This is a genomic window from Micromonospora violae (assembly GCF_004217135.1).
Classification (GTDB): domain Bacteria; phylum Actinomycetota; class Actinomycetes; order Mycobacteriales; family Micromonosporaceae; genus Micromonospora; species Micromonospora violae.
On the sequence record NZ_SHKK01000001.1, the window covers coordinates 1,670,280 to 1,696,076 of the forward strand.

The following is a 25,797-nucleotide window of genomic DNA, read 5'->3' on the forward strand; positions in this document are numbered from 1 at the left end:
CGCCGCCCGAGGGGTGGCGCGGCGGACTGGTCAGCCGTCGCGTTCGGGGTAGCCGACCGGCACCGCGGAGACGTCGTCCAGCGCGGTGGTGATCTCCTCGGGCAGGGTGATCCGTTCCACCTGGAGTGCGCCGAGCAGCTGCCCCACCGTGCGGGCGCCGAGGATCGGCGCGGTCACGCCGGGCCGGTCCCGGATCCACGCCAACGCCACCTCCAGCGGCGACACCCCCAGCCCACCGGCCGCGGTCGCCACCGCCTCCACGATGCTGGAGCAGCGCGGCTCCAGGTACGTGGCGACGAACCGTTCGAAGTGCGGCGACGCGGCCCGGGAGTCGGCCGGGCGGCCGTGCCGGTACTTGCCGGTCAGCACGCCACGGCCCAGCGGCGACCAGGGCAGCACGCCGAGGCCGAGGGCGTCGCACGCGGGCAGCACCTCCCGCTCCACACCCCGCTCCAGCAGCGAATACTCCACCTGGGACGCGACCACCGGCGCCCGCCCCGGCCAGGCGGTCTGCCAGGCGGCGGCCCGCGCGGTCTGCCAACCGGAGAAGTTCGACACCCCCACGTAGCGGACCTTGCCACTGGCCACCGCGTGGTCCAGGGCGGCCAGGGTCTCCTCAAGGGGGGTGTCCGGGTCGTACCCGTGCACCTGGAACAGGTCGACGTGGTCGGTGCCGAGCCGGCGCAGCGACGCGTCCAAGGTGCGCAGCAGGTGCCCCCGGGAGCCGTCGCGGCGTCGGCCACTGCCGGGACGCAACCCGGCCTTGGTGGCGATCAGCAGCTCGTCGCGGGGGACGAGGGAGCCCAGCAGGGAGCCGATCACCGACTCGGCGTCACCGTCGCCGTACACGTCGGCGGTGTCGATCAGATTGCCGCCCGCGTCCAGATAACTCTTCAGCTGAGCGGCCGCATCGTCGGCGTCGGTGTCCCGGCCCCAGGTCATGGTGCCGAGCGCGAGCCGGGAAACCGCCAGCCCGCTTCGGCCGAGCGGTCGCTGTTGCATGGGTGAACCTTATTTCGAACCTGCCGTTACGGATATCCTCGCTCCCGTATCTCTGCCGGTTCTGCCGGTTCCGCCGCCCAGAGCTGCCCCGATGGAGGGGGGATCAAAGGGGTCGAGCCGGTGATCGAGTCCGTTATCGGCATTGCGTAACCTGGGGCGACCTGTGCCACAGATGGGGGAGGACCAGTGCGACTCGGGCTCAGTCTCGGATACCAGACGGCGTGGAGCACACCGGCCGACCACCTGGCGCTGGCCCAGGAGGCGGACCGGCTGGGCTATTCGGTGGTGTGGGCGGCGGAGGCGTACGGCTCCGACTCGCCCAGCATGCTCGCCTGGATGGCCGGGCAGACCGAACGGATCGACGTCGGCGCCGCGGTGATGCAGATCCCCGCCCGTACGCCGGCGGCCACCGCGATGACCGCCGCCACCATCGACACGCTTTCCGGCGGCCGGTTCCGGCTCGGCCTGGGCGTCTCCGGCCCGCAGGTGTCCGAGGGCTGGCACGGTGTCCGCTTCGCCAAGCCGCTCGCGCGCACCCGCGAGTTCGTCGACATCGTCAAGCTGGCCATCGCCCGCAAGGAGGTGGCGTACGACGGCGAGCACTACACGCTGCCGCTGCCGGACGGCCCGGGCAAGGCCCTGCGCCTGGGCTTCCACCCACCCCGCGAGCACATACCGATCTACCTGGCCGCGGTCGGCCCGAAGAACCTGGAGCTGGCCGGCGAGATCGCCGACGGCTGGCTGGCCGTGTTCTACGCCCCGGAGTTCGCCGAGGAGCAGCTCGCCTCGGTCCGCGCCGGACGGGCCAAGGTCGGCAAGGAGCTGGCCGGGTTCGACGTGGTGCCGTCGGTGCCCGTGGTGATCGGCGACGACGTGGCCTCCTGCGCCGAACTCGTCCGCTGGTACGCCGCGCTCTACGTGGGCGGGATGGGCAGCCGCCAGCAGAACTTCTACAACCAGCTCGCCACCCGGATGGGCTACGGGGACGCCGCCCGCGAGGTGCAGGACCTGTACCTCGCCAAGCGGCAGCGCGACGCCGCCGCCGCCGTACCCACCGAGTTCATCGACCGCACCTCGCTGCTGGGCCCGAAGGAGCGCATCGCCGAGCGGATGCGGGAGTACGCCGCAGCCGGCGTCACCACGCTGTCGGTGACCCTCTTCGTCGCGGACCGGGACAGCGGCGTGCAGACCCTGCGTACCGTCGCCGAGGCTCTGGACCTCTCGGGAGTCGGCGAGTGACCTGGATCGAGGCCATCGTCCTGGGCGTCGTCCAGGGACTGACCGAGTTCCTTCCGGTCAGCTCGTCGGGGCATCTGCGGATCACCTCGGCGATCTTCTTCGACCGCGACGCCGGCGCGTCGTTCACCGCGGTCACCCAGCTCGGCACGGAAGCCGCCGTGCTGATCTACTTCGCGAAGGACATCTGGCGCATCACCCGGACCTGGCTGGTGGGCATCCGGGACACGTCGGTGCGCTCCAGCCTCGACTACCGGATGGGCTGGTACGTGATCGTCGGCTCGATCCCCATCGGGCTGTTCGGGTTCCTGTTCAAGGACCAGATCAAGACCGCCGGGCGCAACCTGTGGGTGGTGGCGACCACGCTGATCGTGTTCGCGTTCGTGTTGGCGTTCGCCGAGTACTGGGGGCGGCAGACCCGCACCCTGGAGAACTTCCGGATGAAGGACGGCATCGTGATGGGCTTCGCCCAGGCCATGGCGCTGGTCCCCGGGGTGTCCCGCTCGGGCGGCACGCTCACCGCCGGCCTGCTGCTCAACCTGACCCGGGAGGCGGCGGCACGGTACTCGTTCCTGCTGGCCATTCCGGCGGTGGTGATGTCCGGCGTGTTCAGCCTCGGGGACGTCTTCGAACCGTCCGCCCCGGGCACGTCGGTGCCCACCGTGGCCCAGACGATCGTGGCCACCGCCATCGCCTTCGGCGTCGGCTACGCGGCCATCGCCTGGTTGTTGCGCTACGTCGCCCACCACACCCTGTACGTCTTCGTGCTGTACCGGGTCGCGCTGGGCACCCTGGTCCTGGCTCTGCTGCTGACCGGCACGATCAGCGCCACCTGACCGACTGTCGACGGCCCCCGGCCCCGCCCACCTGCGGACCCGGGGGCCGTCTGCTGCCCGCCCGCCCGCCGTCCGCTGCGGCCCGGCATAGGGTGGTTCCCGTGGCGACCCTTCTGCTCTTGCGACACGGCCGGACGACCGCGAACGCGGACGGCGGTCTGGCCGGCCGCCAGCCGGTCGAGCTGGACGACACCGGGCGCGCCCAGGCCACCGCGGTCGGCGAGCGGCTGCGGGCGGTGCCGCTGGCCGCCGTGGTGACCAGCCCTCTCATCCGCTGCCGGCAGACCCTGGAGTTGGCGCTTCCGCAGGCCACCCCGGTGGTCGAGGACGGGCTCATCGAGTGTGACTACGGCAGTTGGGAGGGGCAGCCGCTGAAGAAGCTCGCCAAGGAGCCGCTCTGGCCGGTCGTCCAGCAGCACCCCAGCGCGGCGATCTTCCCGAACGGGGAGGCGATGGCGGCGATGGCGGCCCGCGCCGTGGCGGCGGTGCGCTCCTGGGACGCCCGGGTGAACGCCGAACACGGGCCCGAGGCGGTCTGGCTGGCGTGCAGCCACGGTGACGTGATCAAGGCCATCGTGGCGGACGCGCTCGGCGTACACCTGGATGCTTTTCAGCGGATCGTGGCCGACCCGGCGTCGGTGACGGCGATCCGGTTCACGCCGCTGCGTCCGTTTCTGGTGCGGCTCAACGACACCGGCGGCGACCTGGCCGCGTTGGTGCCGCCGCCAGCCAAGCGACGTCGGCGCACGAGCCGGGTGGCCGACTCGGACGCGGCCGTCGGCGGCGGGGCGGGTGCGGCGCGGTGAAGCGCGTCACGGCAACCCCGACCGGGGCGCCAGCGAACGCCACAGAGGCCGCCACGCCCGGGTGTGGCCCCGCTACACCGGGCGCGCCGCCGCTGCGGCGATTCGCGTCGGTGGGGTGCGCGATGCTCAGGCGGGCCGGATAGGGTCGTGGGTATGACCCACCAGGTGCACGCCTTCGAACCGCCGGAGCGGTTCGTCGCCGGGACTGTCGGGCCGCCGGGAGAGCGCACGTTCTTCCTCCAGGCCCGCGGCGGCGGCAGGCTGGTCAGCGTCGCGCTGGAGAAGGTCCAGGTGTCCCTGCTCGCCGAGAAGCTGGAGGAGCTGCTCACCGAGGCGCAGCGTCGCTTCGGGGTGGACCTGCCCGAGCTGGCGTCGGTGATCGGCGACAACGAGCCGCTGGACACTCCGGTCGACGAGGAGTTCCGGGTCGGGACCCTCGGGCTGGCCTTCGACGTGGACACCGCGACCGTGGTGATCGAGGCGATCGCGGCGGGCGAGGTGGAGCCCGAGGTCGAGCTCGGCGATGAGGACGACGACGAGGACGACGACGAGGACGACGAGCCGGACGAGGACCTCGATCGGCTCCGGGTCCGGCTCACCCCGCAGGCGACCCGCCAGTTCATCGAGCGGGCCCGGCGAGTGGTCAACGCGGGCCGGCCACCGTGCCCGCTCTGCGGCCAACCGTTGGACCCCGCCGGGCACCTCTGCCCGCGGCACAACGGTTATCACCGGTGACGTCGTCCGGCCTCCAGCCCCGCCAGGACGGCGACGCCGCGCTGCGGCTGCTACGTGACGGCGTGCTCGACCTGGAGGGTCGGCTGGTCGACGCGTCGAACACGACGCTGCGCGGCATCCTGACCCTGGGCGAGGTGACCGCCCGCTGCGTCTACAAGCCGGTCCGCGGCGAGCGCCCCCTCTGGGACTTCCCCGACGGCACCCTGGCCGGCCGGGAGGTCTCGGCGTACCTGGTCTCCCGGGCCACCGGATGGGACCTGGTGCCACCCACCGTGCTGCGCGACGGCCCGTTCGGCCCCGGGTCCTGCCAACTGTGGATCGACGAGCCGGAGGACGCCGAACCGCTTGTCGGCTTCCTGCCGGCCGGGGAGTTGCCGCCGCGCTGGATCCCGATCGCCGCGGCCCGCGACGACGACGGGGCCGCGTACACGCTGGCGCACGCCGACGACCCGCGGCTGGCCCGGCTCGCGGTGCTCGACGCGGTGCTCAACAACGCCGACCGCAAGGGCGGTCACGTGCTGGTCGGGCCCGATGACCGGATCTACGGCGTGGACCACGGGGTGAGCTTCCACGTGGAGGACAAGCTGCGGACGGTGCTCTGGGGTTGGGCCGGTAAGCAGTTGCCCCCCGACGCCGTGGAGATGCTCGACGCGCTGGCCGGGCAGGTCAGCGGGGCGCTCGGCGCGGAGCTGGCCGACCACCTCACGATCAGCGAGGTGGGCGAGGTCGCCGCCCGGGTCGACCGGCTGCGCGAGACCGGCCGCTTCCCCCAGCCTCCGGAGGACTGGCCGGCCATGCCCTGGCCACCCATGTGACCAGCTGTCATCTTGATCACCCGTGGGGCGCTCCGGCGTCGGGGCCGGGCTGGCTAGGCTGATCCCATGGAGTCTTGGGCGGGACACGAGGTGCCACGGCTGCCGGGTAAGGGCGAGCCGCTGGCGTTGTACGACTCGGCACGGCAGGGTGTCCACCCGAGTGAGCCGGCCGACGCGGGCAGCATGTACGTCTGTGGCATCACCCCGTACGACGCCACCCACCTCGGCCACGCCGCCACCATGATCACGTTCGACCTGGTGCAGCGAATGTGGCGCGACGCCGGCCGCCCGGTGCGCTACGTGCAGAACGTCACCGACATCGACGACCCGCTGCTGGAGCGGGCCGCCCGCGACGGCGAGGACTGGGTGGTCCTGGCGATGCGCGAGACGGCGCTGTTCCGCGAGGACATGGAGGCCCTGCGGATCATCCCGCCGGAGCACTACGTGGGCGCGGTCGAGTCGATCCCGGACATCGCCGACAAGGTCGAGGTGCTGCTCAAGGACGGCGCCGCGTACCGGCTCGACGACGGCACCGGCGACGTCTACTTCGACATCTCCGCCACGCCCCGCTTCGGCTACGAGTCGAACCTGACCCGTGAGCAGATGCTGGAGATCTTCCCGGAGCGCGGCGGTGACCCCGACCGGCCCGGCAAGCGTGACCCCCTGGACCCGCTGCTGTGGCGCGGCGCCCGCGAAGGCGAGCCGTCCTGGCCCGGCGGTGAGCTGGGCGCGGGCCGCCCCGGCTGGCACATCGAGTGCGCGGTGATCGCGCTCAACCTGCTCGGCGATCGGGTCGACGTGCAGGGCGGCGGCAACGACCTGCTCTTCCCGCACCACGAGGCCTCCGCCGCGCACGCCGAGCGGCTCACCGGCCAGGCACCGTTCGCCGAGCACTACGTGCACGCCGGGATGATCGGCCTGGACGGCGAGAAGATGTCCAAGTCCCGCGGCAACCTGGTCTTCGTGTCCCGGCTGCGCGCTGACAAGGTCGACCCGATGGCGATCCGCCTGGCGCTGATCTCCGGGCACTACCGCAGCGACCGCACCTGGACCGACGCCCTGCTCACCGCCGCGCAGGAGCGCCTGGACCGTTGGCGGCGGGCCGCCGCCGCGCCCGCCGGGCCGTCCGGGGCCGAGCTGCTCGCGCAGGTACGCGCACGCCTGGCCGACGATTTGGACACCCCCGGAGCCCTGGCCGCAGCCGACCGCTGGGCCGACGCGGCCCTCGCCGGCGCGACCGACGACCCCGAGGCTCCGGCCCTCTTCGCGAAGACCGTCGACGCCCTCCTCGGCATCCGCCTGTAGTCGCCCGGCCCAGAGCCGCGCGCCGCGTTCGTGTGCGCGTGCGCCGCGCTCGCGCGCGCGTGCGGTGGCTCGTGCGCTCCCGTGCGTCGCTCGCGCGGTGCGTCGCTCGCGCCGATCATGGAGTTGTGGTGGGCGGAAGGTGGTGCTTCGTCCTTTATGCGGGGCACCACAACTCCATGATCGACCGGTCGCTCGATCGGGGCGTGTAGCTACACGTCGCGCGCCCCGCGTCTCGCTGCGGATCTTGCACTTTCTAGCGCCGCGAAAGTCGCGTAAAGGGGCAAAAGCGCAGCAGTCAGCGCAAGATCGCTGGGGCTGGGGCTGGGGCTGGGGCTGGGGCTGGGTGGGGTGGGGCGGCGGGGCTGGGCCGCTAGCCGAGGACCAGGCCGGGGTCGGGTTCTGGGTCGGGTGTCGGGGCGGGAATCTTGTACTCCTCGGTGAGGGTGGTCATCGGGCCGGGCCAGGTCGCCTGGGCCACCTCGATGGGCTTGCGGTGCGCGTCGTAGGCGACGTGCAGCAGGTGCAGCACGGGGGTGTCGGGTCGGATCTGAAGGATTTCCGCCTCCTCCCGGCTCGGCTGGCGGGCGCTGATCGTGTCGGTGGCCGAGACGTACCGCCGTCCGGTGGCTTCCTCGGCCTCCTGGTAGAGGGGCCGGCCGAACGCCTCGGTGCGCTCCAGCGAGGTGCCGTCGGTGTCGCGGGGCAGGAACCAGGAGGCGCCCACCTCGACGGGGGAGTCGTCGGTGCGGACGAGGTGCCGGCGGCAGAGCAGGCTGGTGCCGTCTGACACGCCGAAGGCGTCGGCCACCTCGGCGGGGGCGGGGGCGGGCCCGACGGAGACGAGTTGCTGCCGGTATCGGGCGGCGAGGTCGGTGTGGTAGCCGCGGAAGCCGCCGTAGCGGCCTCGGGAGAGGCGGTTGAGGCGGCGGCGGGTGCCCCGGACGTACGTACCGGAGCCGGGTTTGGTGATCAGGATGCCCTCGACCCGCAGCTGGTCGACGGCGCGTTGCACGGTCTGCTTGGCGACGCCGAACATTTCGGCGATGGCCGGGATGGACGGCAGCCGCTCGCCCGGTCCCCAGTCGCCGCGACGGACCTGGGCTTTGAGCTGCGCGGCGATCTGTCGGTGCGGGAACTCGGCGGCCCCGGGGTTGATCTGCACACCCGCCTCCTTGATCACATCTAGGTTCCTAGGATGCCCTAGAGGGTGTGGCGGCGCTACCCCGGACACGCGAAAACGGGCCCTCGAACCAGAGAAGGTCCGAGGGCCCGTACGAAAAAGACAGCTACCAGGAGCCGGCGGTGGGGCCGGCCGAACCACCCCGGCGGCGCAGGTACTTCTCGAACTCCTGGGCGATCTCGTCACCGGTCAACGGGGTGATGCCCTCGTCGCCGACCCGTTCTTCCAACTCGCGGACGTACTCGCCCAACTCCGCGTCCTGCTCGGCGGCGCTGCGGACGCGCTGCTCCCACTCGGCGGACTCCTCGGCGAGGTCGGCCATCGGCACCGGCAGGTCGACGACCTCCTCGACCCGGTGCAGCAGGGCGAGGGTGGCCTTCGGGCAGGGCGGGTTGTTGGCGTAGTGCGGCACGTGCACCCAGAACGAGACGGCGTCCACCTCGGCGCGGGTGCAGGCGTCGTGCAGCACCCCGACGATGCCGGTCGGCCCGTCGTACCGGGTGGGGGTGAGCTGGTAGCGCTCGGCGGCCTGCGCGTCGGAGGCGCTGCCGCTGATCGGCAGCGGCCGGGTGTACGGCACGTCGGCCAGCAGCGCGCCGAGCAGCACGACCCGTTCCACCTCCAGGCTGTGGCAGATCTCCAACACCTGCTCGCAGAACGTCCGCCACCGCATGCTCGGCTCGATGCCGCGGATCAGCACCACGTCGCGGTCGGTGCCCTCCGGACTGGCCACCATGAACCGGGTCGTCGGCCACTCCACCCGCCGGGTCTCCCCGTCGGCCATGGTGATGGTGGGCCGGCTGACCTGGAAGTCGTAGAAGTCCTCCGGATCCAGCTCGGCGATCTGCCGGGCGTTCCAGACCTGTTCCAGGTGCTCGACCGCGGCGGTGGACGCGTCGGCGGCGTCATTCCAGCCCTCGAACGCGGCGATCGCCACCGGGGACCGCAGCACCGGCAGTCCGTCGAACTCGGTCACGCCGTCACCTCACCCTGCTCGTCGCGGCTGACGCCGGGACCGCGCCCGGTCGTCATACCGTGTGGCACGGCGGCGTCCCTGTTGTCCTTCACGTCCGCCAGCCTACGTGCAGGGCAAGGGTGCGGCCCGTCGGCCGCGCCGGTCAGCCGCTCTGGCAGCAGGTCATACCCGAACGAACCAGACAGGGTGATCCCCGTGACACAATAGGGGATCGCTCGAGGATGGTCGTGGAGTCTGGCGGAATCGCACTAACCTAAGCGGGTGCGGACTTCATTGATGGATGTGCTGGCCGAGCGGATTCTTATCGCCGACGGCGCGATGGGCACGATGTTGCAGGCTGCGGACCTCACGCTCGACGACTTCGACGGGCTGGAGGGGTGCAACGAGATCCTCAACGTCACACGCCCGGACGTGGTGCGCGGGGTGCACGACGCCTACCTGGCCGTCGGCGCCGACTGCGTCGAGACCAACACCTTCGGCGCCAACCTCGCCAACCTGGCCGAGTACGACATCCCACACCGCATCCGCGAGCTGTCCGAGGCGGGCGCCCGGATCGCCCGGGAGGCCGCCGACGCGGCCAGCACCCCGCAGCGACCCCGGTTCGTGCTCGGCTCGATCGGGCCGGGCACCAAGCTGCCCACCCTCGGGCACGCCGACTACTCGACCCTGCGCGACGCCTACCAGGAGAACGCGGCGGGTCTCATCGCCGGTGGCGCGGACGCGCTGATCATCGAGACCTGCCAGGACCTGCTCCAGGTCAAGGCGGCCGTGGTCGGGTCGAAGCGGGCGATGGCCGAGCTGGGCCAGTCGGTGCCGATCATCTGTCACGTCGCCGTGGAGACCACCGGCACGATGCTGGTCGGCAGCGAGATCGGCGCGGCCCTCGCCGCGATCGAGCCGCTCGGCGTGGACCTCATCGGGCTCAACTGCTCGACCGGCCCGGCCGAGATGAGCGAGCACCTGCGCTACCTGTCGCAGCACTCCCGCATCCCGCTGTCGGTGATGCCGAACGCCGGCCTGCCGGTGCTGACCGCCGACGGGGCGTACTTCCCGCTGACTCCCGTGGAACTGGCCGAGGCCCTGGAGCGGTTCATCACCGAGTACGGCGTGGGGCTGATCGGCGGCTGCTGCGGCACCACCCCGGAGCACATCCAGGTGCTGGCCGAGCGGCTGCACGGCACGGTCGCCCCGGCCCGCGAGCCCCGACACGAGGCGGGCGTCTCCTCGGTCTACCACCCGGTGCCGTTCGCCCAGGACGCGTCGGTGCTGATGGTGGGGGAGCGGACCAACGCCAACGGCTCCAAAGCGTTCCGCGAGGCGATGCTCGCCGGCGACTGGCGGGCCTGCGTGGAGATCGCCCGCAGTCAGGCGCGCGACGGCTCGCACCTGCTCGACCTCTGCGTGGACTACGTCGGCCGCGACGGCACGCAGGACATGCGCGAGCTGGCCGGCCGGTTCGCCACCGCGTCCACGCTGCCCATCATGCTGGACTCCACCGAGCCGAACGTGGTGGAGGCCGGGTTGGAGATGCTCGGCGGCCGCTGCGTGGTCAACTCGGTGAACTTCGAGGACGGCGACGGCCCCGAATCCCGCTACGCGCGGGTGATGCCCGTTGTCCGTGAGCACGGCGCGGCGGTGGTGGCGCTGCTCATCGACGAGGAGGGGCAGGCCCGTACCCAGGAGTGGAAGGTCCGGGTCGCGGCGCGGCTGATCGACGACCTGACCGGCCGGTGGGGCATGGACCGCGCCGACATCCTGATCGACGCGTTGACCTTCCCGATCGCCACCGGGCAGGAGGAGACCCGCCGCGACGGCGTCGAGACGATCGAGGCGATCCGGGAGATCGCCCGCCGCTACCCGGGTGTCAACTTCACCCTGGGCATCTCGAACATCTCCTTCGGGCTCAACCCGGCGGCCCGGCAGGTGCTCAACTCCGTGTTCCTGCACGAGTGCGTGCAGGCCGGCCTGACGTCGGCGATCGTGCACGCCAGCAAGATCCTGCCGATGTCGAAGATCCCCGACGAGCAGCGCGAGGTCGCCCTGGACCTGGTGTACGACCGGCGCCGCGAGGGGTACGACCCGGTGCAGCGTTTCCTGGAGCTGTTCGAGGGCGTCGACGTGACCAGTGCCCGGGCCAGCCGGGCCCAGGAGTTGGCGGCGCTGCCGCTGGACGAGCGGCTCAAGCGGCGGATCATCGACGGTGAGCGCAACGGCCTGGAGGCCGACCTGGACGAGGCGATGGCCGGCGGCCGGTCCCCGTTGTCGATCATCAACGACATCCTGCTGGACGGCATGAAGGTGGTCGGTGAGCTGTTCGGCTCCGGCCAGATGCAGTTGCCGTTCGTGCTCCAGTCCGCCGAGGTGATGAAGAGCGCGGTGGCCTACCTGGAACCGCACATGGAGACCGCGGAGGACGGCGGCAAGGGCCGCATCGTGCTCGCCACCGTGCGCGGCGATGTGCACGACATCGGCAAGAACCTGGTCGACATCATCCTGTCCAACAACGGCTACGAGGTGGTGAACATCGGCATCAAGCAGCCGATCAGCGCCATCCTGGACGCCGCCGAGCAGCACCGCGCCGACGCGATCGGTATGTCCGGGCTGCTGGTGAAGAGCACGGTCATCATGAAGGAGAACCTGGCCGAGATGGCCACCCGTGGGGTGGCGGAGCGGTGGCCCGTCCTGCTGGGTGGGGCGGCGTTGACCCGCGCGTACGTCGAGGACGACCTGCGCTCGACGTTCCCCGGGCAGGTGCACTACGCGCGCGACGCCTTCGAGGGTCTGTCCCTGATGGACCGGGTGATGACCGCCAAGCGTGGCGGTGCCCCGGTGATCGACCCGGAGCGGGAAGCGGCTCTCGCGGCCCGGCGGGCGCGTCGGGAACGGCAGCGCTCGCTGGTCACCACCTCGCTGCCGGAGTTGCACGACTCCTCGGTCCGCTCCGACGTGGCCACGGACGTGGCGGTGCCCACCCCGCCGTTCTTCGGCACCCGGGTGGTCAAGGGCGTGCCGATGGCCGACTACGCGGCGCTGCTCGACGAGCGGGCCACCTTCTCCGGGCAGTGGGGCCTGCGGGGTGCCCGGGGCGGCAACGGACCCTCCTACGAGGAACTGGTCGAGACCGAGGGCCGGCCGCGCCTGCGGTACTGGCTGGACCGGCTGATCGCCGACCAGGTCCTTGAGGCAGCCGTGGTGTACGGCTACTTCCCCGCGTACTCCGAAGGCAATGACCTGGTGGTGCTCGACGAGAACGGGCACGCGGAGCGCGCCCGGTTCTCGTTCCCCCGGCAGCGGCAGGAGCGGCGGCTCTGCCTGGCGGACTTCTTCAAGCCCCAGGGCGACCAGCTCGATGTGGTCGCGTTGCAACTGGTCACCGTCGGTCAGCCGGTCAGCGAGTACGCGGCGAAGCTGTTCGCCCGCAACGAGTACCGCGACTACCTGGAGGTGCACGGGCTCTCCGTGCAGCTCACCGAAGCCCTCGCCGAATACTGGCACCAGCGCATCCGCGCCGAGATGACCCTGCCCGACGGTCGCCCGCTCGGGCACGACGATCCGGCGGACCTGGCCGGCATCCTGCACAACGACTACCGGGGCTGCCGGTACGCGTTCGGCTACCCGGCCTGCCCCGACCTGGAGGACCGGGCGAAGATCATGGATCTGCTCGGCGCGGACCGGATCGGGGTCGAACTGTCCGAGGAGTTCCAGCTCATGCCCGAGCAGGCCACCGACGCGATCGTGGTCCACCACCCGGAGGCCAACTACTTCAACGCCAAGTAACGGTCGCGGGGTCGCTGACCTGCAATGACGACCGTTCCGAGGGTCGCTGAACCATGATCATGCGTGTCCAGGCCGTCGAGGGCTTCCAAACGTCCTCGGCGGCCTGGCCCTCACCGACGGCGTAGCAAAGTGCCCCGAATCCATGATGTACACCGGCGAAATCGTGGCCGAGGTCGCCTTGGGTGGAGGATTCGGGATCGCCGGCCGCAGCCTCGTCACCGCTGCCCGAACCGTTGGGTTCGATTCGCCACCGTACTCTGACCGTATGTTCGAGGTTCTGTTCGTGCTGGGCGCTCTGGTCGCTACCGTGCTCGGAATAGTGGTGGTGCGCAGAACGCGGGTCAAGCGATTGGAAGGGTCGGGGGTCAGCCCTTACGCCGACGGATGGTGGGTTGCCGGGCACGGTCACAGGAGTGACGGTGGCAGTGCCGGCGGGAGCGACGACGGCGGAGGCGGCGGAGGCGAGTGAGGCCAGCCGCCTGTAGCACCGGAACGGCGATCGCGTCCGTGGTCACGACGTCGTCGGGGCGCGGCCCCGACGGGCTGCTTTCGAAAACACGCCGGGCGGGATGATGCCGAACCAGGCTCCGGTGGCGGCTATCGAGGCGACGACGTACGCCACCCACCACCCGAGCAGCGCCCACACACCCTGGGTGACGGCGCCGGCCACACAGGGCATGAGGAGCAGGAGAAAAAGGTAGGCCAGCCGGCCGTGCGAGAGGCTGTTCTCTTTCGGCAGCCCCCAGGCCTTGCGGAACGGAATGAGTCTGACCCCGTAGGGACGACGGCGCAGCGTGAGACTCGCCGGCCAGAGCCGCCCGTACCCGGCCACGTCGACCACGCTGACGCCGGACCCGTGCCGGACCGTGGCCTGACGCGACCTGGTCAGCTCGCGCAACCACGGTTCCCAGACGACGCGTTGGTGCAGGACACCGCCGGTCCGGCCGCTCACCGTCAACCACACGGCGTATCCCTTGGGGCTGGTGTCGATCCCGCCGGCGGCGCTTACGGCGTGCGCCGCAGCGGTGGCCCGCCCCGCGCTTCCCGACTGCGCCAGATGCGCGGTCACCATGACGTGCCTCGCGGGAGCACGAGCGGCACCCCACCACTGCGTCAGGCGGATGAGCCAGGACAGCACCAGAAGGACTCCCGGAGCCAGCGCCACGAGGATGACGACCTCTCCGTGCTCGATCCGCGGGTCGGTACCCAGCCGGTACCCCGGCGCGATGAGGGCGGCCAACGCCACGACGCTGCCGATCACGACGATCGGCGCGCGAGCACGCCGGTTCGCCAAGGTGGCTGTACTTCCGCTGCTGGCCAGCGCGTCGTCCTCCCCGTTCGCCCCTCCAGACGTCGCCACGACGTTAGCAACGCCGAGTAGGGCTCACATCGCGCGTCCGTTCCAGATTTTCATCGCGTTGTACGGCGTTGGCAGGTTCCCATGCAGTGCAGTGCAGTGCAGTGCGGTCGCCGTGTCAGCGTCCCGGCAGGGCGTACCAGTGGCCGGCCCGCACCTCCCGCAGTTCGTTCAGGCTCGAGAGGTAGGAGCACGCCACGCGCAGCTCCTCGACCGTGGGGCAGGCGTCCGACTGTTCGTCGAGGAACCATTTGATTCGCCAGGCGTCGAATGCCTCGATACCGTCGACCAGGTCAACGTCGACCGCCCGGCCTTGCTGATCGGTCATTCGGCAGCCAGCGCCGTGAACCGAGTACTCGATACCTGTACTCGACTTGCCCTCGCGAGGCAGCGTCCGCGTATGCCTCACTGCCACCATCAGGTCCGAGACACAATCAAGAGCCGGGTACGCGTCGAGCAAGTGCGACCGTATGCGCTCCAGAGCGGCGGCGTAGCGTCGTACTGCCTCGATCGCCAACTCGGCGTTCTCGTCCACATGATCAGTATGCTCGTGTGACAGTCCGCGGTCGTGCCCGTCGCGGCCCCGATGGGACGGCGCGTTCGGTTCGTCGGACGGCAGTAGGGGTGTTCGGCAGGTTAAGCCAGGCCATGAGCAGGACGCGTTTGCTCGCATCGACGCTTCCTGAACCGGTGCGTCTAATGCCGAAGTCCGGCGCGGAGCCATGGCTAGCCTGGTCGGGGCAGCCGGTGGAAGAACAGATCGCTGAAGGTCGGCCCACCCTCGGCTGAACGCCTTGAGATCACCTTGCAGGAGCACGCGGCGAGGCGTGCAGAGTGGTCAGGTTTAGGCGGTTCGTCAGCGGGGAGCCCGACGGATGCGGGTTGATGTCGACGAACCACAAGCGGTCGAGGAGTTCTGGAACGGTATGCGGGAAGCGGCCGCCGCGGCTGCCCGGCACCAGGACCCCAACCTGTACCGGGCCATCGTCAAGATCGGTAAATCGGCCCTGGCTCAGGGCGTCGAGCTGGTGCCGTCCAGCGGCTATTTTCTTCAGTGCCCGGTCTGTAGTGCTCAGTCAGGCCAGACCTGTGTCAACGCGCCTGGCCATCCGCTGAACGAGGGCAAACTCCACCCTGAACGCATCGCGTTGAGTGCACAGGCGATCAGGGGAGAGGTGCCCCTTCCCGAGCCGCTCGCCTGACTCGCGCGAGTCTCCACTGGCACGGACGGAGGGGGCGGGTCGGGGTCATGCCCTACCCGGACCCCACTGCGGAGATTGCACAGCGGCGACGATAGGTGGGGAGGCAGTGGCGTCCCAGCATGGTGAGTCTGTCGGCTCCGCCTGAAAAACTCAGCCAGCGTTGACAGCCGCGTCGGTGGTCCGACAAGTGATGTGCGACAGGTGGTCACGCGGTTCCTCAGTGGGCACGCCTCGACCATCCCGCCCGCGCCGGATTGGATCTGCCGGTCGACGGTGAGTTATGTGCCGCAGGAAGGCGGCCGGTGCTTGCCCACCGGCCGCCGGCTCCAGATTCCGCACGCGGCGTTCGCAACTCGGGTAACTCATCGCGGTACCGTCGGTGATAGCAGGCCCGCCGGTTGTAGCGGTCGGCGGGCCGCCGCCCAGACCGCTACCTGGGGAAGGCCATGGCTATGACTGAGCCGAGTACCTTTGGCGCCCGCCTTCGCGCGCATCGTGAACACGTCGGGAAGACCCGCGCCGTCCTCGGCGGACTCGTCGGCCGCAGCGCCGACTGGGTCAAAGCCCTCGAAACTGGGCGCTTACTCACGCCGCGGCTGCCGATGCTACTGCGCTTGGCGGAGGTCCTCGACATCACCGACCTGGCTGAGCTGACCGGCGACCAGTCTCTGCCGGTCGCATCCGTGACGCGCGCTGGGCACCCTGCCGTCGACAGCGTCGCTGCGGCGATGCAACGCTCCACCGTGCCGGCCGGCGACCCGATACCCGTCGCCGTGTTGCGCGGACTCGTTGACCAGGCGTGGTCGCTGTGGCACCGATCCAGCGCCGAACGAACCGCCGTGGCCGCAGTACTACCAGGACTTCTCGACGACGCCCGACGCTCAACGCGGCGGCTCGACGGCGCGGATAGGCGGGTTGCGCTGGCCGAGCTGGCACGCGTTTACCACTTGGCGCAGCTGTACGTCGCCTACCAGCCATACCCGGAGCTTGTGTGGTTGGCGGCCGACCGGGCCATGAACGCCGCGCAGGAGGCCGATGACCCAGACGCGATCGCAGCCGCGGCGTGGTACTACGCGCACGTCTACCGGTCAGCGAACCAGGTCGACGCGGCCGATCTCGTGCTCGCCGACGCCGAACAGCTCGTCGACAAGGAAGCGGGTGTAGAGCAGTACGCCCGGTGGGCGCAGCTTCAACTGGGTCGCGCGCTTGGCCACGCGAAAGCGGGTCGGGACGGGCAGGCGTGGCGGGCCTGGGACGCCGCTGACGCTGCGGCTGACCGGCTGGGCGCTCACTATGCCCACCCGTGGCTGATGTTCGGCACGGCGGCCTGCGCCGGGTACGCGGTGACGTTGGAGACGGATCTGTGCCATGCCGGGGAGGCAGTGCGCCGCGCTGACTCGACGAACTACGGCGCGATACCGTCGCGTACCCGACGTGCTGGGCACTTGATCGACGCCGCTCGGGCGCACCTGCTGCGTCGTGAGGAAGTCGCCGCTGTGCACCTGCTCGGTCGGGCGTTGCGGGAGAGCGTGGACACCGTCCGGCACAACCCCTACTCACGGACGGCCGCGCTGGAGTTGTCGTCCCGGTCGGGGACGGTGGGCGAGGACGCGCGCGAGCTCGCGCTTGCCATCGGCGTGGAGGGGTAGTTGTCTCAGGGGGACAGACCGTCCCCATTGCGGTCCGTGTGCGTACGTAACGTCCTGGTCACTGAACCGGGCGCGGATCGACCGCAGCGCTATCGCGAGGACCGTCGCGCCCCCGGACCGGCGGAGGCGGCACTGTGCACATTTTCCTCAGGTTGTGGCTGTTGGAGGCCAACCCGCCAATCCAGGCCCGCGAACAGGCGGCCGCCAAGGATCGGCTGGTCGCGCAGGCTCACCGGCGGGCCGCCGAGCACCTCTACGACGGGTCGACCCGGTGACCGCCCGGGCGATGCCCGCCCAGGGCACCCGAGTGTCCATCCGACCCGGCGAGTGGCAGATCCGGCCCGGGCAGCTCGGCCACACTTACCACGACATCCGGGTCGTGTCTGTCCATGACTCTCACGACCCCGCGTATGCCTGGGTGTACGGCCATGGGCTGGAGTGCGCGTGGGAGTCCGCGGACTGTACGGCGCCGTTCTGCTGGGAGCTACTGGTCAGGGTGGAGGTCCTGGTCGCGTCGGCAGCGAGATGACGACCCACCTCCCGGTCACGCCAGCCTGGATGTGTGGCGGCTGCGGCACCGACTGGCCTTGCGCTCAAGACCTTGCCCACGTTCCTGCCGGCCACCTGCACAACCGATTCCTCGGCTGGAGCCGATGAGCATCCTGCGGCCGGGCGACGAGAAGTTCCACTACAGCGACGGGTCCCACCGGTGGATCCCGCCAGACCCGGATTATGACCAGGAGGTCTGGGACGAGCAGGTCCGCCAGCACAAGCATGGCCACCTCAGGAACGAGCGCCCGAAGGTACGCATCCAACGCCTCGTCTGACGGCCAGCAGTACAGCAGCACGTCAGGCGCTCGTGGGGACTATGTCTACGCGTTCGGGACTGAACGGCCAACCAGGCCGGGCAGGCGCGCTGGCATTGCGGACAGGTACCTTGCTGTGTAAAGGTAGTCGTATGCAGACCGATCCGAAGCTCGTAGCGTTGCGGCGCGGCCTGCTCGAACCACTCGTACTGGCTGCCGTCGAATCCCAGCAGCGGTATGCAGCCGAGATCCTCGCCGCTCTACAGGCAGCTGGCTTCCCGGCCCAGGAGGGCACGTTGTATCCGCTGCTGAGCAAGCTCCGGCGGGACGGGCTCGTGCACCACGAGTGGCGTGAGTCGCCGTCGGGGCCGCCCCGGAAGTACTTCTCCCTCACGGATGCCGGCAGAGGGCAGCTCGCCGCGTTCCGCATCCACTGGAACGAGCTGACTCTCATGATCAACACGATTGGACGATGATCCATGAACGAGCCGGTATCCATCCGCCTCACCGGGCATGTCGCGGCCTTCCCGGCCACTCGTGAAGCGCGCGACGCCCTGCGACAGTACCTGGACGATGCGCGACGTGCGCTGCGCATCGACCCGGGCGCTGACGAGATCGTCCGAGACCTCGAATCGGCGATCGGCGATCGGTTGAGCACCAGCACAGGCTCGGTCGATGACTCGGTGACCGGTGCTCAGATGGCAGCGATCCTGGCTGAGTTGGGGCCGGTGAGCCCGGCACGCCCCGTGCCGCCGTCCGCCGAGGGGAGTTCGCGTGGCCGATTCTGGTGCCGGATCAAGGAGGGTAGTTGGTTCGGCGGCATCTGCCTCGGCGTCGCGGCATACGGGGAGTTCCGCGTCGACTGGGTACGCACCGTCGTGCTGCTGTTGACCCTGGTCACCGGTGGACTACTCGCCGTGGTGTACCTGGTCCTGCTGCTCGTGCTGCCCGTCGTCCCGACGGTCAGCGACTATGAGCGTCGACGCGACGCACCGCGATACCCCTGAACCGAAAGCGCACAGACGGCCAAGGCCAGCCTCGATCGTGCAGACCGGCTGCGGCTGCTGTGTACGTGCGTGGCAGATAGAGGCACCGCAGGAGTTGGTCGACACGATCCCGTATGCGCTCAGCGCCTCGACCGAGTGGGACCGGGACTGGTCATCCGCACGACCCCAGCTCGGCCAAGGGCTGGCATCATCGCGGAGCAGTCGATCACGACCGCACCTCACGACGCGCCGAGCGGGATGGCGAGCCCGTCGCGGCCCAGATCAGTTGCGGTGAAGAGGCTTCGGGATTCGGCCAGCAGCAGGTCGTGCTCGGCGCGAGGGTCGAGGTGCACCAGGATGAGCGCCTGCGCCTCGGCCATCAGCGCGACGCGCGCCGCCTCGCTCGCTGTCGAGTGCGACGCCGAGCCGGTGGGGCCGGTCAGCCACGCTTCGTGCAGCAGCAACCGGACGCCTCGCGCGAGCCCGCCATTGTCCGCGTCGAACGCGGTGTCGGTGCAGTAGGCGACGAGGTCCGCGTAGCGGAAGGAGACGGAGGGGTGGGTGTGCCGATCCTGTACCCGCACGGTGACCGGGTGCGGGCCGATCTGTTCGCCAGCCATGTCGATGTCCTTTACGGCGGTGAACAACTCCTGCCGGGCGGCTGAGGAGAACGGCGGGGCGAGGATGCGGTTCAGGATGTCGATGGTCGAAACCCCGTACGCCGCGCGCCCGGGGCCCCAGACGACTTTCTCGATGCCGGTGCCGATCGCGTCGAGGTAGCTCAGGCCGACCAGGTGGTCCAGGTGGAAGTGGCTGAGGGCGATGTCGATGCGCTCGACACCCTCCAGCAGTGACGGCTGGGTCGCGAGCCTCCTGATCCCGGTGCCGGCGTCGAGAATCAGCACGGTGGTCCCACGCCGGATCATGAAGCAGGATGTTTCCCGCTGACCGCTGGGCATCCAGCCGCCAGTGCCGAGCAGGTGCAGCACGTGGCCCGAGCGGTCGCTTCGGCCTGCGTCTGTGTCGCTCACCCCAACTACGATATGGCGACGACGCAGCTACCCGTTTTGCGGTCCGGAGGTCGGGGATGTCGCTCGGTGACCTGCTGAACCTCTTTGGCGCCCTGGGGACCGTGCCGGTCCTTATCGCCGCCCGCCACCTGGTCAGTTCGGTCACGCACGCACGACGTTTCCTGTCCTTCTCGCGCAGTGGCGCTGTGGACGTCGTCGTGTCGACGTCAGGGTTTTCGAAGAGCCCGGGGGGAACCGCGCGGTCATACAAAACCAACTACGGTGAGGTCATGGCGATCGCCTGGGTGGCGAAGGCGCTGGGGCGTTACTACCGGCAGAAGCCGCTGTCGATCCATATGAGCGAACGCGTCGCCCACACTCTGCACGGCGATCTGGTTGTCCTCGGTGGTCCGTTGTTCAACTCGTGCGCTGCGGACTTCCTGCGGGGGTTCAATGAGATGTACGCCGGTAGCGACGTGCGCATCGACGCGGCCAACGGCGCGATCGCCGTCGGCACCGAGTTCCGCGTGGACGACTACGATCTGCGCCGGGTGACCGGCGTACCCACCCGGGACCTGGCCGTGATCCTGGTCGGCAGAAACCCCTTCGCGCCGAAGATGGGGCGCGGGTTTCTGTGTGCGGGCCTGTCGACGTACGGCACTGCGGCGGCGGCGGAAATCCTGTTCCACACCTTGCTTGGCCGCAGGCAGGGTAGAGATGTGCGCAGGTCACTGGGCCGAGGCGATGGCTTGGTGATCGTGGTGTCGGCGACGTTCACCGGTCAGCAGTGTTCGCATTGTCAGATCGAGTACGTGCATCCCGTCGCACAGGCATCCGTGGCCGGACGCAACTCGTACCCGTGAGCAGGGAGACCCAGCATGGCGATCCAGCGGATGGACAACGTCCTCATCGTTGTCGAGGATCTTGACGCGGTCATCGCGTTCTTCGTCGAACTCGGCATGGAGGTGGAGGGGCGAGGGCCGGTCGAGGGGCGGTGGGTGGAGCGGGTCATCGGGATCGACGACGTGCGGCAGGAGGTGGCGATGCTGCGGACCCCGGACGGCCACGGCAAGGTCGAGCTGGCGATGTTCCACCGTCCGGCGGCGATCCGCACGGAACCGAAGGACGCGCCGGCGAACACGTTGGGCATTCGGCGCATCATGTTCGCCGTCGACGACATCGATGATGTGATCACCCGGCTGCGGGGCCGCGGCGCCGAACTCGTCGGCGAGGTGCAGAGGTACGAGGACATCTTCCGGCTCTGCTACGTCCGCGGCCCCGAGGGCATCGTCGTCGGCCTGGCCGAACAGCTCCGCTGACAGCCGCGGCGGGCTCAGGCGATCAAGGTGCCGCCGTCCACGGTCACCACCGTGCCGGTGGCGTAGGTCGCCTGCAGTCGAGGGCGTCGACGGACATCAGCGCGAGGGGTTCACCGGCGGTGTAGACGAGGTGGTCGAACGAGCCGAGATCGTGGAACAGCCGGGACACGGCGTCGGGGTCGGTGAGGTTGGCGACGTACCCCTGGGCGGTGGTCGGCAGGGTGGTCAGGGCGCGGTCCACGCTGCGCTGGTTGCGGGAGGCGACCACGACCTGGGCGCCCTCGCGGGCGGCCCGGGCGGCGGTGGCGAGGCCGATTCCCGAGGTTCCGCCGAGTACGACGACGCGCTGGTCGATGAGGGTCATGATCGTGTCCTTCCGGATCGTCTGGTGCAGACGGTTACCACCGTGCTCCGCCGGGAACGCCCCCGTCCAAGACCTCTTTCACCTCCTGTGATGCCCGTTGAGCATCACCCCAGTCATACCCGGCGGGTATCGTGGAACCGCCCGGCGCGGCAACCGGACGGGGGCAGGGTGGACGTCGATCTGCGGAAGCTGCGCTACTTCGTGGCGGTCGCGGAGGAGCTGCACTTCGGCCGGGCCGCCGCGCGGCTGCACATCGCTCAACCGGTCCTGTCGCGTCAGATCCGGGCCTTCGAGCACGAACTGCGCCCGCGGCCCGAGCTGAACTCCGTCGAGGAGAAGCTGGAGCACGTCGCCGCGTACGCGGGGATGGTGATCCTGCCGCTGTCGACGGCGACGTTCTACACGCGACCGGACGTCATCCACGTGCCCGTCGTCGACCTTGGCCACAACCAGGTGTGCCTGGCGTGGGCCGAGGGCAACCGGTCACCGCTGGTGCACGAGTTCGTGGACCTCGCGGTGCGGCAGGCCCCCGCCACCTGACGACCCCCGCCCCGGGGGGTCAGGCGTCGCCGGCGGGGAAGGTCTCGGCCAGGGCCGGGCCCAGCGGACGGCCGGTCGCCGGTTCGACGAACAGGTCGGCGAGCAGCAGATTGGCGAGGTGGCTGGGGTTCATGCCGGACTCCTTGCCGCCGGCCGCCTGGGCCGCTCCGCCGAGTCGCAGCGCGGCCCGTGCCACCCCGGCCGGCAGGCGGCGGACCCGGCGGGGCCGGCCAACCGCCGCGGCGATGCGCGCGAGCATGTCGTGCCAGCTGAGGTTCTCGTCGGCGACCGGAAGGTCCGCGCCGCTGGCCTGCTCCAGGGCGTCGACCGCGACGACCGCCACGCTGTGGGCGGAGGTCGCGGCGCTTCCGCCGGTCGGGGCGACCAGCGGGGTACGCGAGCGGGCCCACCGGTCCAGCGGCCCGGCCCAGTTGGGCAGCCGGTCGCCGGCCCGACCGAAGACGAAGGGCAGTTCGAGGACGGCGACCGGCAGGCCGTCACCGGCGGCGGCCCGGCCCTCCCGGGCCTGCTCCAGGCGACACCGGATGTACGTGTGCCGTTCGGCGAGGCGCCACTGCGGGTGGAGCCGGTCGAAGTAGGTGTAGTACGAGCCCATCACGACGCCCCGGGTGAGACCTTCGAGACGGGCGGCGGTGAACAGGCGTACGACCGGGTCGACGTTGTCACGACGGAACTCGGGATAGATCGGCTTGGGTAGCGCCCGCTGCTCGTCGGTGCGGGTGGCGTACACGACACCGTCGTGACCGGCGAGCACCGACCGCAGGTCGTCGACCGAGGCGGACCCGACATCGAGCAGGTGGTCGACGCCCGGCTGGGCGGTACGCGCCACCGTCGTCGCGGCGTGACCCCGCTCCCGGAGGACATCCACGACGTGCGCGCCGATCAGGCCGCTGCCACCCACCACAAGAATTCGCACGGTGCATCGTCCACTCTGGAGCCGGTGCGTTGTCAACCCCACGAGCACCGCCGATACGCTCCGACGTCCTCCCGCAGAGGTTAGGCTCGGGTAGAGGATCGACAGTGGGCATGGCGTGCCGGGTGTCCACGGACGTCTGACATACGGGGGTTGAGGATGCCGGATCCGCGGGCCTTCTGGCTGGACGAGCAGTTCGACCGCGAGCACGGCGTCCACGGTCGCGGCCGGTACGAGGCCGAGGTGCTTCGTCGCATCGACGAGTTCGCCGACACCTGGGGTGACTTCGCGCCCGTCGCGTTCGCGGTGACCTCCTGGCGGCTGGCCACCGAGCTGTCGCCGGGCTTCGTCCGCTGGCACCGGCGGATCATCTCGGCGACCTGCGCGCGCAGCCCGTGGGACGGCAGCCTGGTCTGCGCGGTGACCGTGGCGTCGCGTTGGCCGGCCGAGCTGACCTGGACCAAGCAGTGGCAGCGCGACCGTGGTTGGCAGAACTGGCCCCAACTGTTCGGCCAGTTCACGACCCCCACCGAGCAGGACCAGACGCGCCGCCCGTACCTGCGCGCGCTGCTTCAGGTGGAGGCGCCGGTCCCGCTCGACGATCTGCCGCCGGCGCCCGGAGGTCCGGACGACGACGTCGCCGCAGCGGCACGCCGGGCTGTGGCGGTGCTGGCCCGGGAGCTCAACGACCTCCTCGCCCCGATGGTCGGGCAGCTCGACGCCGGAGTTCCGGCGGGCTCCTGAGCTGCCCGCCGAGCGGTAGGGTCGTCGGCGTGGATCTGGACGACATCGCCGCCCGACTCGGGGTGCCCGTCGAGGACATCGACCGCGTGTACCGACTCGCCGGTGACAAGCCGTCAGCCCCGCTGCCAGCCAAGGGCGACGCGCCCGCCATCCTCGACCGGCTCGCCGTGCCGCCGGACGACGCCGCCGAGATCATCGCGGGCTGGCCCGACCCCGACTCTGCGCTGTGGACACCCGAGCTGCGCTGGCTGCTCGACCGCTCGATCGCCCTGGTCCGCGCCGACCTCGCCGGCTACGACTGGCTGCCGCCCGGCCCGGAGCTGCCGCGCGACCGAGGGCCCGCCTGGCGGCACCTCTACGTGTACGCGTACCTGGCCCTGGTGGACGTCGCGCGCGGATACCACCGCGACCACGGAATCCCCGACGCCGTGTCCTGGGTGACCCTCGCCGACCTGGGCCGCAACCTCGCCATCGACCGACGGATGCGCGGCGAGGGCTGGCCGGTCATGCAGAGCTGGCTGACGCTGCATTCGCGCGGCAGCGTCTACGAGTTGGGCCGGCTCCAGCACCAGCGCGGCGACGGCGCGATCGGCCTGCACATCCCCGATTCGGGGCCGTTGACCCCGGCGGCGGTCGACGCGTCGCTCGACGAGGCCCGCGCGTTCTTTCCGCGGCACTTCCCCGACGAGCGTTACACCGCGTTCTCCTGCGGCTCGTGGCTGCTCGACCCGCAGCTGCGCGAGTACCTTCCCGAGGACTCCAACATCGTGCGGTTCCAGCGCCGGTTCGCGCTGGAGCCCTACCAGGCGTCGGAGGGGCCGGACGCCGACATCGAGGTGCTGCGCTTCGGGTTCCGCACCCTGAGCACACCGCTCGACGAACTGCCGCGCCGCACCGTTCTCCAGCGCGCGATCATCGACCACCTGCGCGCCGGCGGCCACTGGCACTGGCGCCACGGCCGCTTCCCGATCTAGACAGTCGGCTCCCACCACGTCCCGTTGGCGGCCGCGTCGGCCGCCGGCTCGATGACTTCCCACGCCTCCGCGATGAACCTCTCGGCGATGCGTAGGACGTCGACCACCACGATCTCCGTCCCGGTATCGGGTAGTCGGCGTCGCGAGTGCACCACGACGTGGTCACCGTCGGCCAGCAGGTGCAGGATGTCGACCCGCATGCCAGCGGTCGGGCCCAGCGCGGTGCGGACCGCGGCGAGCCACTGCGCTTTGGTCGAGGTCGTCGAATCCGAGCGGTGATGGATGAAGTCCTCGCTCAGGGACGAGGCGAGCGTGTCGACGTCCCCGGTATCGATCAACCCGGCCAACGCACGTCCGACGATGGTCTTGTTCTCGGTGGTCATGGGCACAAGTGTTTCCGCGGCCCGGGTGGTTGTCGATGACATCGCACTTCATAGCGTCGGGAGCGACGATGAGTAGGCTCATGATCGTGCACACGGTCGGGCAACTCCTACGGCAGTGGCGCAAGCGCCGCGGGCTCAGCCAGCTCGACCTGGCGATCGCCGCGGACGTATCGGCTCGGCACGTCAGCCTGGTCGAGACCGGTAAGTCCACGCCGAGCGCCGCGATGATCATCCGGCTCGCCGACCAGCTCCACGTGCCGCTGCGTGATCGCAACCAGCTGTTGCTCGCCGCCGGCTTCGCGCCCCGGTACGCGCAGCGTCCGCTCGACGACACCGCCCTGGCCGGTGCGCTCGACGCGGTCCGCAGGGTGCTCCAGGCGCACGAACCATATCCGGCGCTGGTCTTCGACCGCCGGTGGAACATTCTGATGACCAACCGGGCGGTCGAGCCGTTCTTCGCGTACGTGGCCCCCGATCTGTTGCGACCACCGGTGAACCTGGTTCGGTTGGGCCTGGACCCGCGCGGGCTCGCTTCGCTGGTCGTCAACCTGGCGGACGTGCGGGCGGTGTTCCGTAGCCGGATCTCGCGCCAGCTCGCCGCCGCCCCCGACCCGGAGCTCGCCGCCCTCTACGAGGAACTGCTGAGCCCTGTGCCCGACGAGTCGACGAACGAGCGGCTCGACGCCGACGTGGTGCTCCCGATGGTCGTCCGGGTCGGTGGGCGCGAGCTGCGGCTCTTCTCGACCATCACCACGTTCGGCACCCCGATGGACATCACGATCGAGGAGATCGCGGTCGAGTCCTACTACCCGGCAGATTCGCAGAGCGCCGCCTACTTCACGCGGTAGGGCCCGGCCTGGT

Annotated in this window: 28 protein-coding genes; 19 read left to right on the plus strand and 9 right to left on the minus strand. The window is 70.3% G+C overall.

Features of this window, described 5'->3' with window-relative positions:
- Positions 1-30: 30 nt before the first annotated feature.
- Entirely contained in the window at positions 31-1,002 is a 972-nt protein-coding gene (locus EV382_RS07450; protein ID WP_130400857.1) for an aldo/keto reductase, read from the minus strand.
- Positions 1,003-1,188: 186 nt separating this feature from the next.
- Here EV382_RS07450 and EV382_RS07455 point away from each other — a divergent pair, with 186 nt between their 5' ends.
- The 6 genes from EV382_RS07455 to mshC all read left to right on the plus strand — a co-directional run bounded on the left by EV382_RS07455 (position 1,189) and on the right by mshC (position 6,735).
- Positions 1,189-2,241 carry an LLM class F420-dependent oxidoreductase gene (locus EV382_RS07455; protein ID WP_130400858.1) on the plus strand — a complete coding sequence of 351 codons (1,053 nt, stop codon included), beginning with the start codon at positions 1,189-1,191 and terminating at the stop codon, positions 2,239-2,241.
- Complete coding sequence (locus tag EV382_RS07460; RefSeq protein WP_130400859.1) at positions 2,238-3,074, plus strand: undecaprenyl-diphosphate phosphatase; 837 nt, start codon at positions 2,238-2,240, stop codon at positions 3,072-3,074. The genes EV382_RS07455 and EV382_RS07460 overlap by 4 nt, the downstream gene beginning before the upstream one ends.
- 92 nt (positions 3,075-3,166) lie before the next feature.
- On the plus strand, positions 3,167-3,880 hold the full coding sequence (locus tag EV382_RS07465) for an MSMEG_4193 family putative phosphomutase (protein WP_130400860.1): 714 nt from the start codon (positions 3,167-3,169) through the stop codon (positions 3,878-3,880).
- Between the two features lie 153 nt (positions 3,881-4,033).
- Complete coding sequence (locus tag EV382_RS07470) at positions 4,034-4,615, plus strand: DUF3090 domain-containing protein (protein WP_130400861.1); 582 nt, start codon at positions 4,034-4,036, stop codon at positions 4,613-4,615.
- A complete protein-coding gene (locus tag EV382_RS07475) occupies positions 4,612-5,430 on the plus strand; it encodes an SCO1664 family protein (protein WP_130400862.1) in 819 nt (272 codons plus the stop codon). The genes EV382_RS07470 and EV382_RS07475 overlap by 4 nt, the downstream gene beginning before the upstream one ends.
- Positions 5,431-5,496: 66 nt before the next feature.
- The gene (gene mshC / locus EV382_RS07480) at positions 5,497-6,735 is read left to right on the plus strand and encodes a cysteine--1-D-myo-inosityl 2-amino-2-deoxy-alpha-D-glucopyranoside ligase (protein ID WP_130400863.1); all 1,239 of its coding nucleotides are present in this window, start codon (positions 5,497-5,499) and stop codon (positions 6,733-6,735) included.
- A 370-nt stretch (positions 6,736-7,105) separates the two neighbouring features.
- Here mshC and EV382_RS07485 read toward each other — a convergent pair whose 3' ends face one another.
- A complete protein-coding gene (locus EV382_RS07485) occupies positions 7,106-7,897 on the minus strand; it encodes a GntR family transcriptional regulator (protein WP_130408559.1) in 792 nt (263 codons plus the stop codon).
- Positions 7,898-8,021: 124 nt separating this feature from the next.
- Complete coding sequence (locus tag EV382_RS07490; protein WP_030332815.1) at positions 8,022-8,891, minus strand: PAC2 family protein; 870 nt, start codon at positions 8,889-8,891, stop codon at positions 8,022-8,024.
- Between the two features lie 276 nt (positions 8,892-9,167).
- On the opposite strand from EV382_RS07490, the gene metH reads away from it, so the two are divergent.
- Positions 9,168-12,668 carry a methionine synthase gene (gene metH, locus EV382_RS07495; protein ID WP_425271977.1) on the plus strand — a complete coding sequence of 1,167 codons (3,501 nt, stop codon included), beginning with the start codon at positions 9,168-9,170 and terminating at the stop codon, positions 12,666-12,668.
- A gap of 511 nt (positions 12,669-13,179) precedes the next feature.
- Here the strand turns inward: metH and EV382_RS07500 are convergent.
- Both EV382_RS07500 and EV382_RS07505 read right to left on the minus strand, forming a co-directional pair.
- Entirely contained in the window at positions 13,180-14,028 is an 849-nt protein-coding gene (locus tag EV382_RS07500) for a hypothetical protein (protein ID WP_130400864.1), read from the minus strand.
- A gap of 115 nt (positions 14,029-14,143) precedes the next feature.
- On the minus strand, positions 14,144-14,560 hold the full coding sequence (locus tag EV382_RS07505) for a DUF6896 domain-containing protein (RefSeq protein WP_130400865.1): 417 nt from the start codon (positions 14,558-14,560) through the stop codon (positions 14,144-14,146).
- 340 nt (positions 14,561-14,900) lie between these two features.
- On the opposite strand from EV382_RS07505, the gene EV382_RS07510 reads away from it, so the two are divergent.
- The 6 genes from EV382_RS07510 (at position 14,901) to EV382_RS07525 (ending at position 18,689) form a co-directional block, all read left to right on the plus strand.
- Complete coding sequence (locus EV382_RS07510) at positions 14,901-15,227, plus strand: zinc finger domain-containing protein (protein ID WP_130400866.1); 327 nt, start codon at positions 14,901-14,903, stop codon at positions 15,225-15,227.
- A 452-nt stretch (positions 15,228-15,679) separates the two neighbouring features.
- Positions 15,680-16,876, plus strand: coding sequence for a helix-turn-helix domain-containing protein (locus EV382_RS07515; RefSeq protein ID WP_130400867.1), 1,197 nt, complete (start codon positions 15,680-15,682; stop codon positions 16,874-16,876).
- A gap of 134 nt (positions 16,877-17,010) precedes the next feature.
- On the plus strand, positions 17,011-17,151 hold the full coding sequence (locus EV382_RS32650) for a hypothetical protein (protein WP_165435743.1): 141 nt from the start codon (positions 17,011-17,013) through the stop codon (positions 17,149-17,151).
- A gap of 378 nt (positions 17,152-17,529) precedes the next feature.
- Positions 17,530-17,703, plus strand: coding sequence for a hypothetical protein (locus EV382_RS32655; RefSeq protein WP_165435744.1), 174 nt, complete (start codon positions 17,530-17,532; stop codon positions 17,701-17,703).
- Positions 17,704-17,834: 131 nt separating this feature from the next.
- Positions 17,835-18,158 (plus strand): PadR family transcriptional regulator, encoded by a 324-nt coding sequence (locus EV382_RS07520; RefSeq protein WP_130400868.1) that lies wholly within the window; start codon positions 17,835-17,837, stop codon positions 18,156-18,158.
- A 3-nt stretch (positions 18,159-18,161) separates the two neighbouring features.
- Complete coding sequence (locus EV382_RS07525; RefSeq protein WP_130400869.1) at positions 18,162-18,689, plus strand: PspC domain-containing protein; 528 nt, start codon at positions 18,162-18,164, stop codon at positions 18,687-18,689.
- Positions 18,690-18,907: 218 nt separating this feature from the next.
- On the opposite strand, the gene EV382_RS07530 is transcribed toward EV382_RS07525, so the two are convergent.
- Entirely contained in the window at positions 18,908-19,699 is a 792-nt protein-coding gene (locus tag EV382_RS07530; RefSeq protein ID WP_130400870.1) for an MBL fold metallo-hydrolase, read from the minus strand.
- Positions 19,700-19,755: 56 nt separating this feature from the next.
- On the opposite strand from EV382_RS07530, the gene EV382_RS07535 reads away from it, so the two are divergent.
- Both EV382_RS07535 and EV382_RS07540 read left to right on the plus strand, forming a co-directional pair.
- Positions 19,756-20,541: a hypothetical protein gene (locus EV382_RS07535; RefSeq protein WP_130400871.1), complete on the plus strand. Its 786-nt coding sequence runs from the start codon at positions 19,756-19,758 to the stop codon at positions 20,539-20,541.
- Positions 20,542-20,556: 15 nt separating this feature from the next.
- Positions 20,557-20,997, plus strand: a complete 441-nt coding sequence (locus EV382_RS07540; protein ID WP_130400872.1) for a VOC family protein — start codon at positions 20,557-20,559, stop codon at positions 20,995-20,997.
- A 43-nt stretch (positions 20,998-21,040) separates the two neighbouring features.
- On the opposite strand, the gene EV382_RS07545 is transcribed toward EV382_RS07540, so the two are convergent.
- Positions 21,041-21,361 (minus strand): SDR family NAD(P)-dependent oxidoreductase, encoded by a 321-nt coding sequence (locus tag EV382_RS07545; protein ID WP_130400873.1) that lies wholly within the window; start codon positions 21,359-21,361, stop codon positions 21,041-21,043.
- A gap of 168 nt (positions 21,362-21,529) precedes the next feature.
- Here EV382_RS07545 and EV382_RS33765 point away from each other — a divergent pair, with 168 nt between their 5' ends.
- Complete coding sequence (locus EV382_RS33765; RefSeq protein WP_130400874.1) at positions 21,530-21,901, plus strand: LysR family transcriptional regulator; 372 nt, start codon at positions 21,530-21,532, stop codon at positions 21,899-21,901.
- 19 nt (positions 21,902-21,920) lie between these two features.
- Here the strand turns inward: EV382_RS33765 and EV382_RS07555 are convergent, their stop codons facing one another.
- Positions 21,921-22,838 carry an NAD-dependent epimerase/dehydratase family protein gene (locus EV382_RS07555; RefSeq protein ID WP_130400875.1) on the minus strand — a complete coding sequence of 306 codons (918 nt, stop codon included), beginning with the start codon at positions 22,836-22,838 and terminating at the stop codon, positions 21,921-21,923.
- A gap of 156 nt (positions 22,839-22,994) precedes the next feature.
- On the opposite strand from EV382_RS07555, the gene EV382_RS07560 reads away from it, so the two are divergent.
- Entirely contained in the window at positions 22,995-23,579 is a 585-nt protein-coding gene (locus tag EV382_RS07560) for a hypothetical protein (RefSeq protein WP_244236583.1), read from the plus strand.
- Between the two features lie 29 nt (positions 23,580-23,608).
- Positions 23,609-24,553 carry an acyltransferase domain-containing protein gene (locus EV382_RS07565; RefSeq protein WP_130400877.1) on the plus strand — a complete coding sequence of 315 codons (945 nt, stop codon included), beginning with the start codon at positions 23,609-23,611 and terminating at the stop codon, positions 24,551-24,553.
- Here the strand turns inward: EV382_RS07565 and EV382_RS07570 are convergent.
- On the minus strand, positions 24,550-24,936 hold the full coding sequence (locus tag EV382_RS07570; RefSeq protein WP_130400878.1) for a nuclear transport factor 2 family protein: 387 nt from the start codon (positions 24,934-24,936) through the stop codon (positions 24,550-24,552). The two genes, EV382_RS07565 and EV382_RS07570, sit on opposite strands and share 4 nt — an antisense overlap.
- 68 nt (positions 24,937-25,004) lie before the next feature.
- Here EV382_RS07570 and EV382_RS07575 point away from each other — a divergent pair, with 68 nt between their 5' ends.
- The gene (locus EV382_RS07575) at positions 25,005-25,784 is read left to right on the plus strand and encodes a helix-turn-helix domain-containing protein (RefSeq protein ID WP_244236584.1); all 780 of its coding nucleotides are present in this window, start codon (positions 25,005-25,007) and stop codon (positions 25,782-25,784) included.
- Positions 25,785-25,797 lie beyond the last annotated feature (13 nt).

Coding starts and splice junctions, on each gene's coding strand:
- EV382_RS07450 (WP_130400857.1), bottom strand. CDS start 1,002: ATGCAACAGCGACCGCTCGGCCGAAGCGGGCTGGCGGTTTCCCGGCTC.
- EV382_RS07470 (WP_130400861.1), top strand. CDS start 4,034: ATGACCCACCAGGTGCACGCCTTCGAACCGCCGGAGCGGTTCGTCGCC.
- mshC (WP_130400863.1), top strand. CDS start 5,497: ATGGAGTCTTGGGCGGGACACGAGGTGCCACGGCTGCCGGGTAAGGGC.
- metH (WP_425271977.1), top strand. CDS start 9,168: ATGGATGTGCTGGCCGAGCGGATTCTTATCGCCGACGGCGCGATGGGC.
- EV382_RS07510 (WP_130400866.1), top strand. CDS start 14,901: ATGCGGGTTGATGTCGACGAACCACAAGCGGTCGAGGAGTTCTGGAAC.
- EV382_RS07515 (WP_130400867.1), top strand. CDS start 15,680: ATGACTGAGCCGAGTACCTTTGGCGCCCGCCTTCGCGCGCATCGTGAA.
- EV382_RS32655 (WP_165435744.1), top strand. CDS start 17,530: ATGAGCATCCTGCGGCCGGGCGACGAGAAGTTCCACTACAGCGACGGG.
- EV382_RS07520 (WP_130400868.1), top strand. CDS start 17,835: ATGCAGACCGATCCGAAGCTCGTAGCGTTGCGGCGCGGCCTGCTCGAA.
- EV382_RS07525 (WP_130400869.1), top strand. CDS start 18,162: ATGAACGAGCCGGTATCCATCCGCCTCACCGGGCATGTCGCGGCCTTC.
- EV382_RS07535 (WP_130400871.1), top strand. CDS start 19,756: ATGTCGCTCGGTGACCTGCTGAACCTCTTTGGCGCCCTGGGGACCGTG.
- EV382_RS07540 (WP_130400872.1), top strand. CDS start 20,557: ATGGCGATCCAGCGGATGGACAACGTCCTCATCGTTGTCGAGGATCTT.
- EV382_RS07545 (WP_130400873.1), bottom strand. CDS start 21,361: ATGACCCTCATCGACCAGCGCGTCGTCGTACTCGGCGGAACCTCGGGA.
- EV382_RS07560 (WP_244236583.1), top strand. CDS start 22,995: ATGCCGGATCCGCGGGCCTTCTGGCTGGACGAGCAGTTCGACCGCGAG.
- EV382_RS07570 (WP_130400878.1), bottom strand. CDS start 24,936: ATGACCACCGAGAACAAGACCATCGTCGGACGTGCGTTGGCCGGGTTG.
- EV382_RS07575 (WP_244236584.1), top strand. CDS start 25,005: ATGAGTAGGCTCATGATCGTGCACACGGTCGGGCAACTCCTACGGCAG.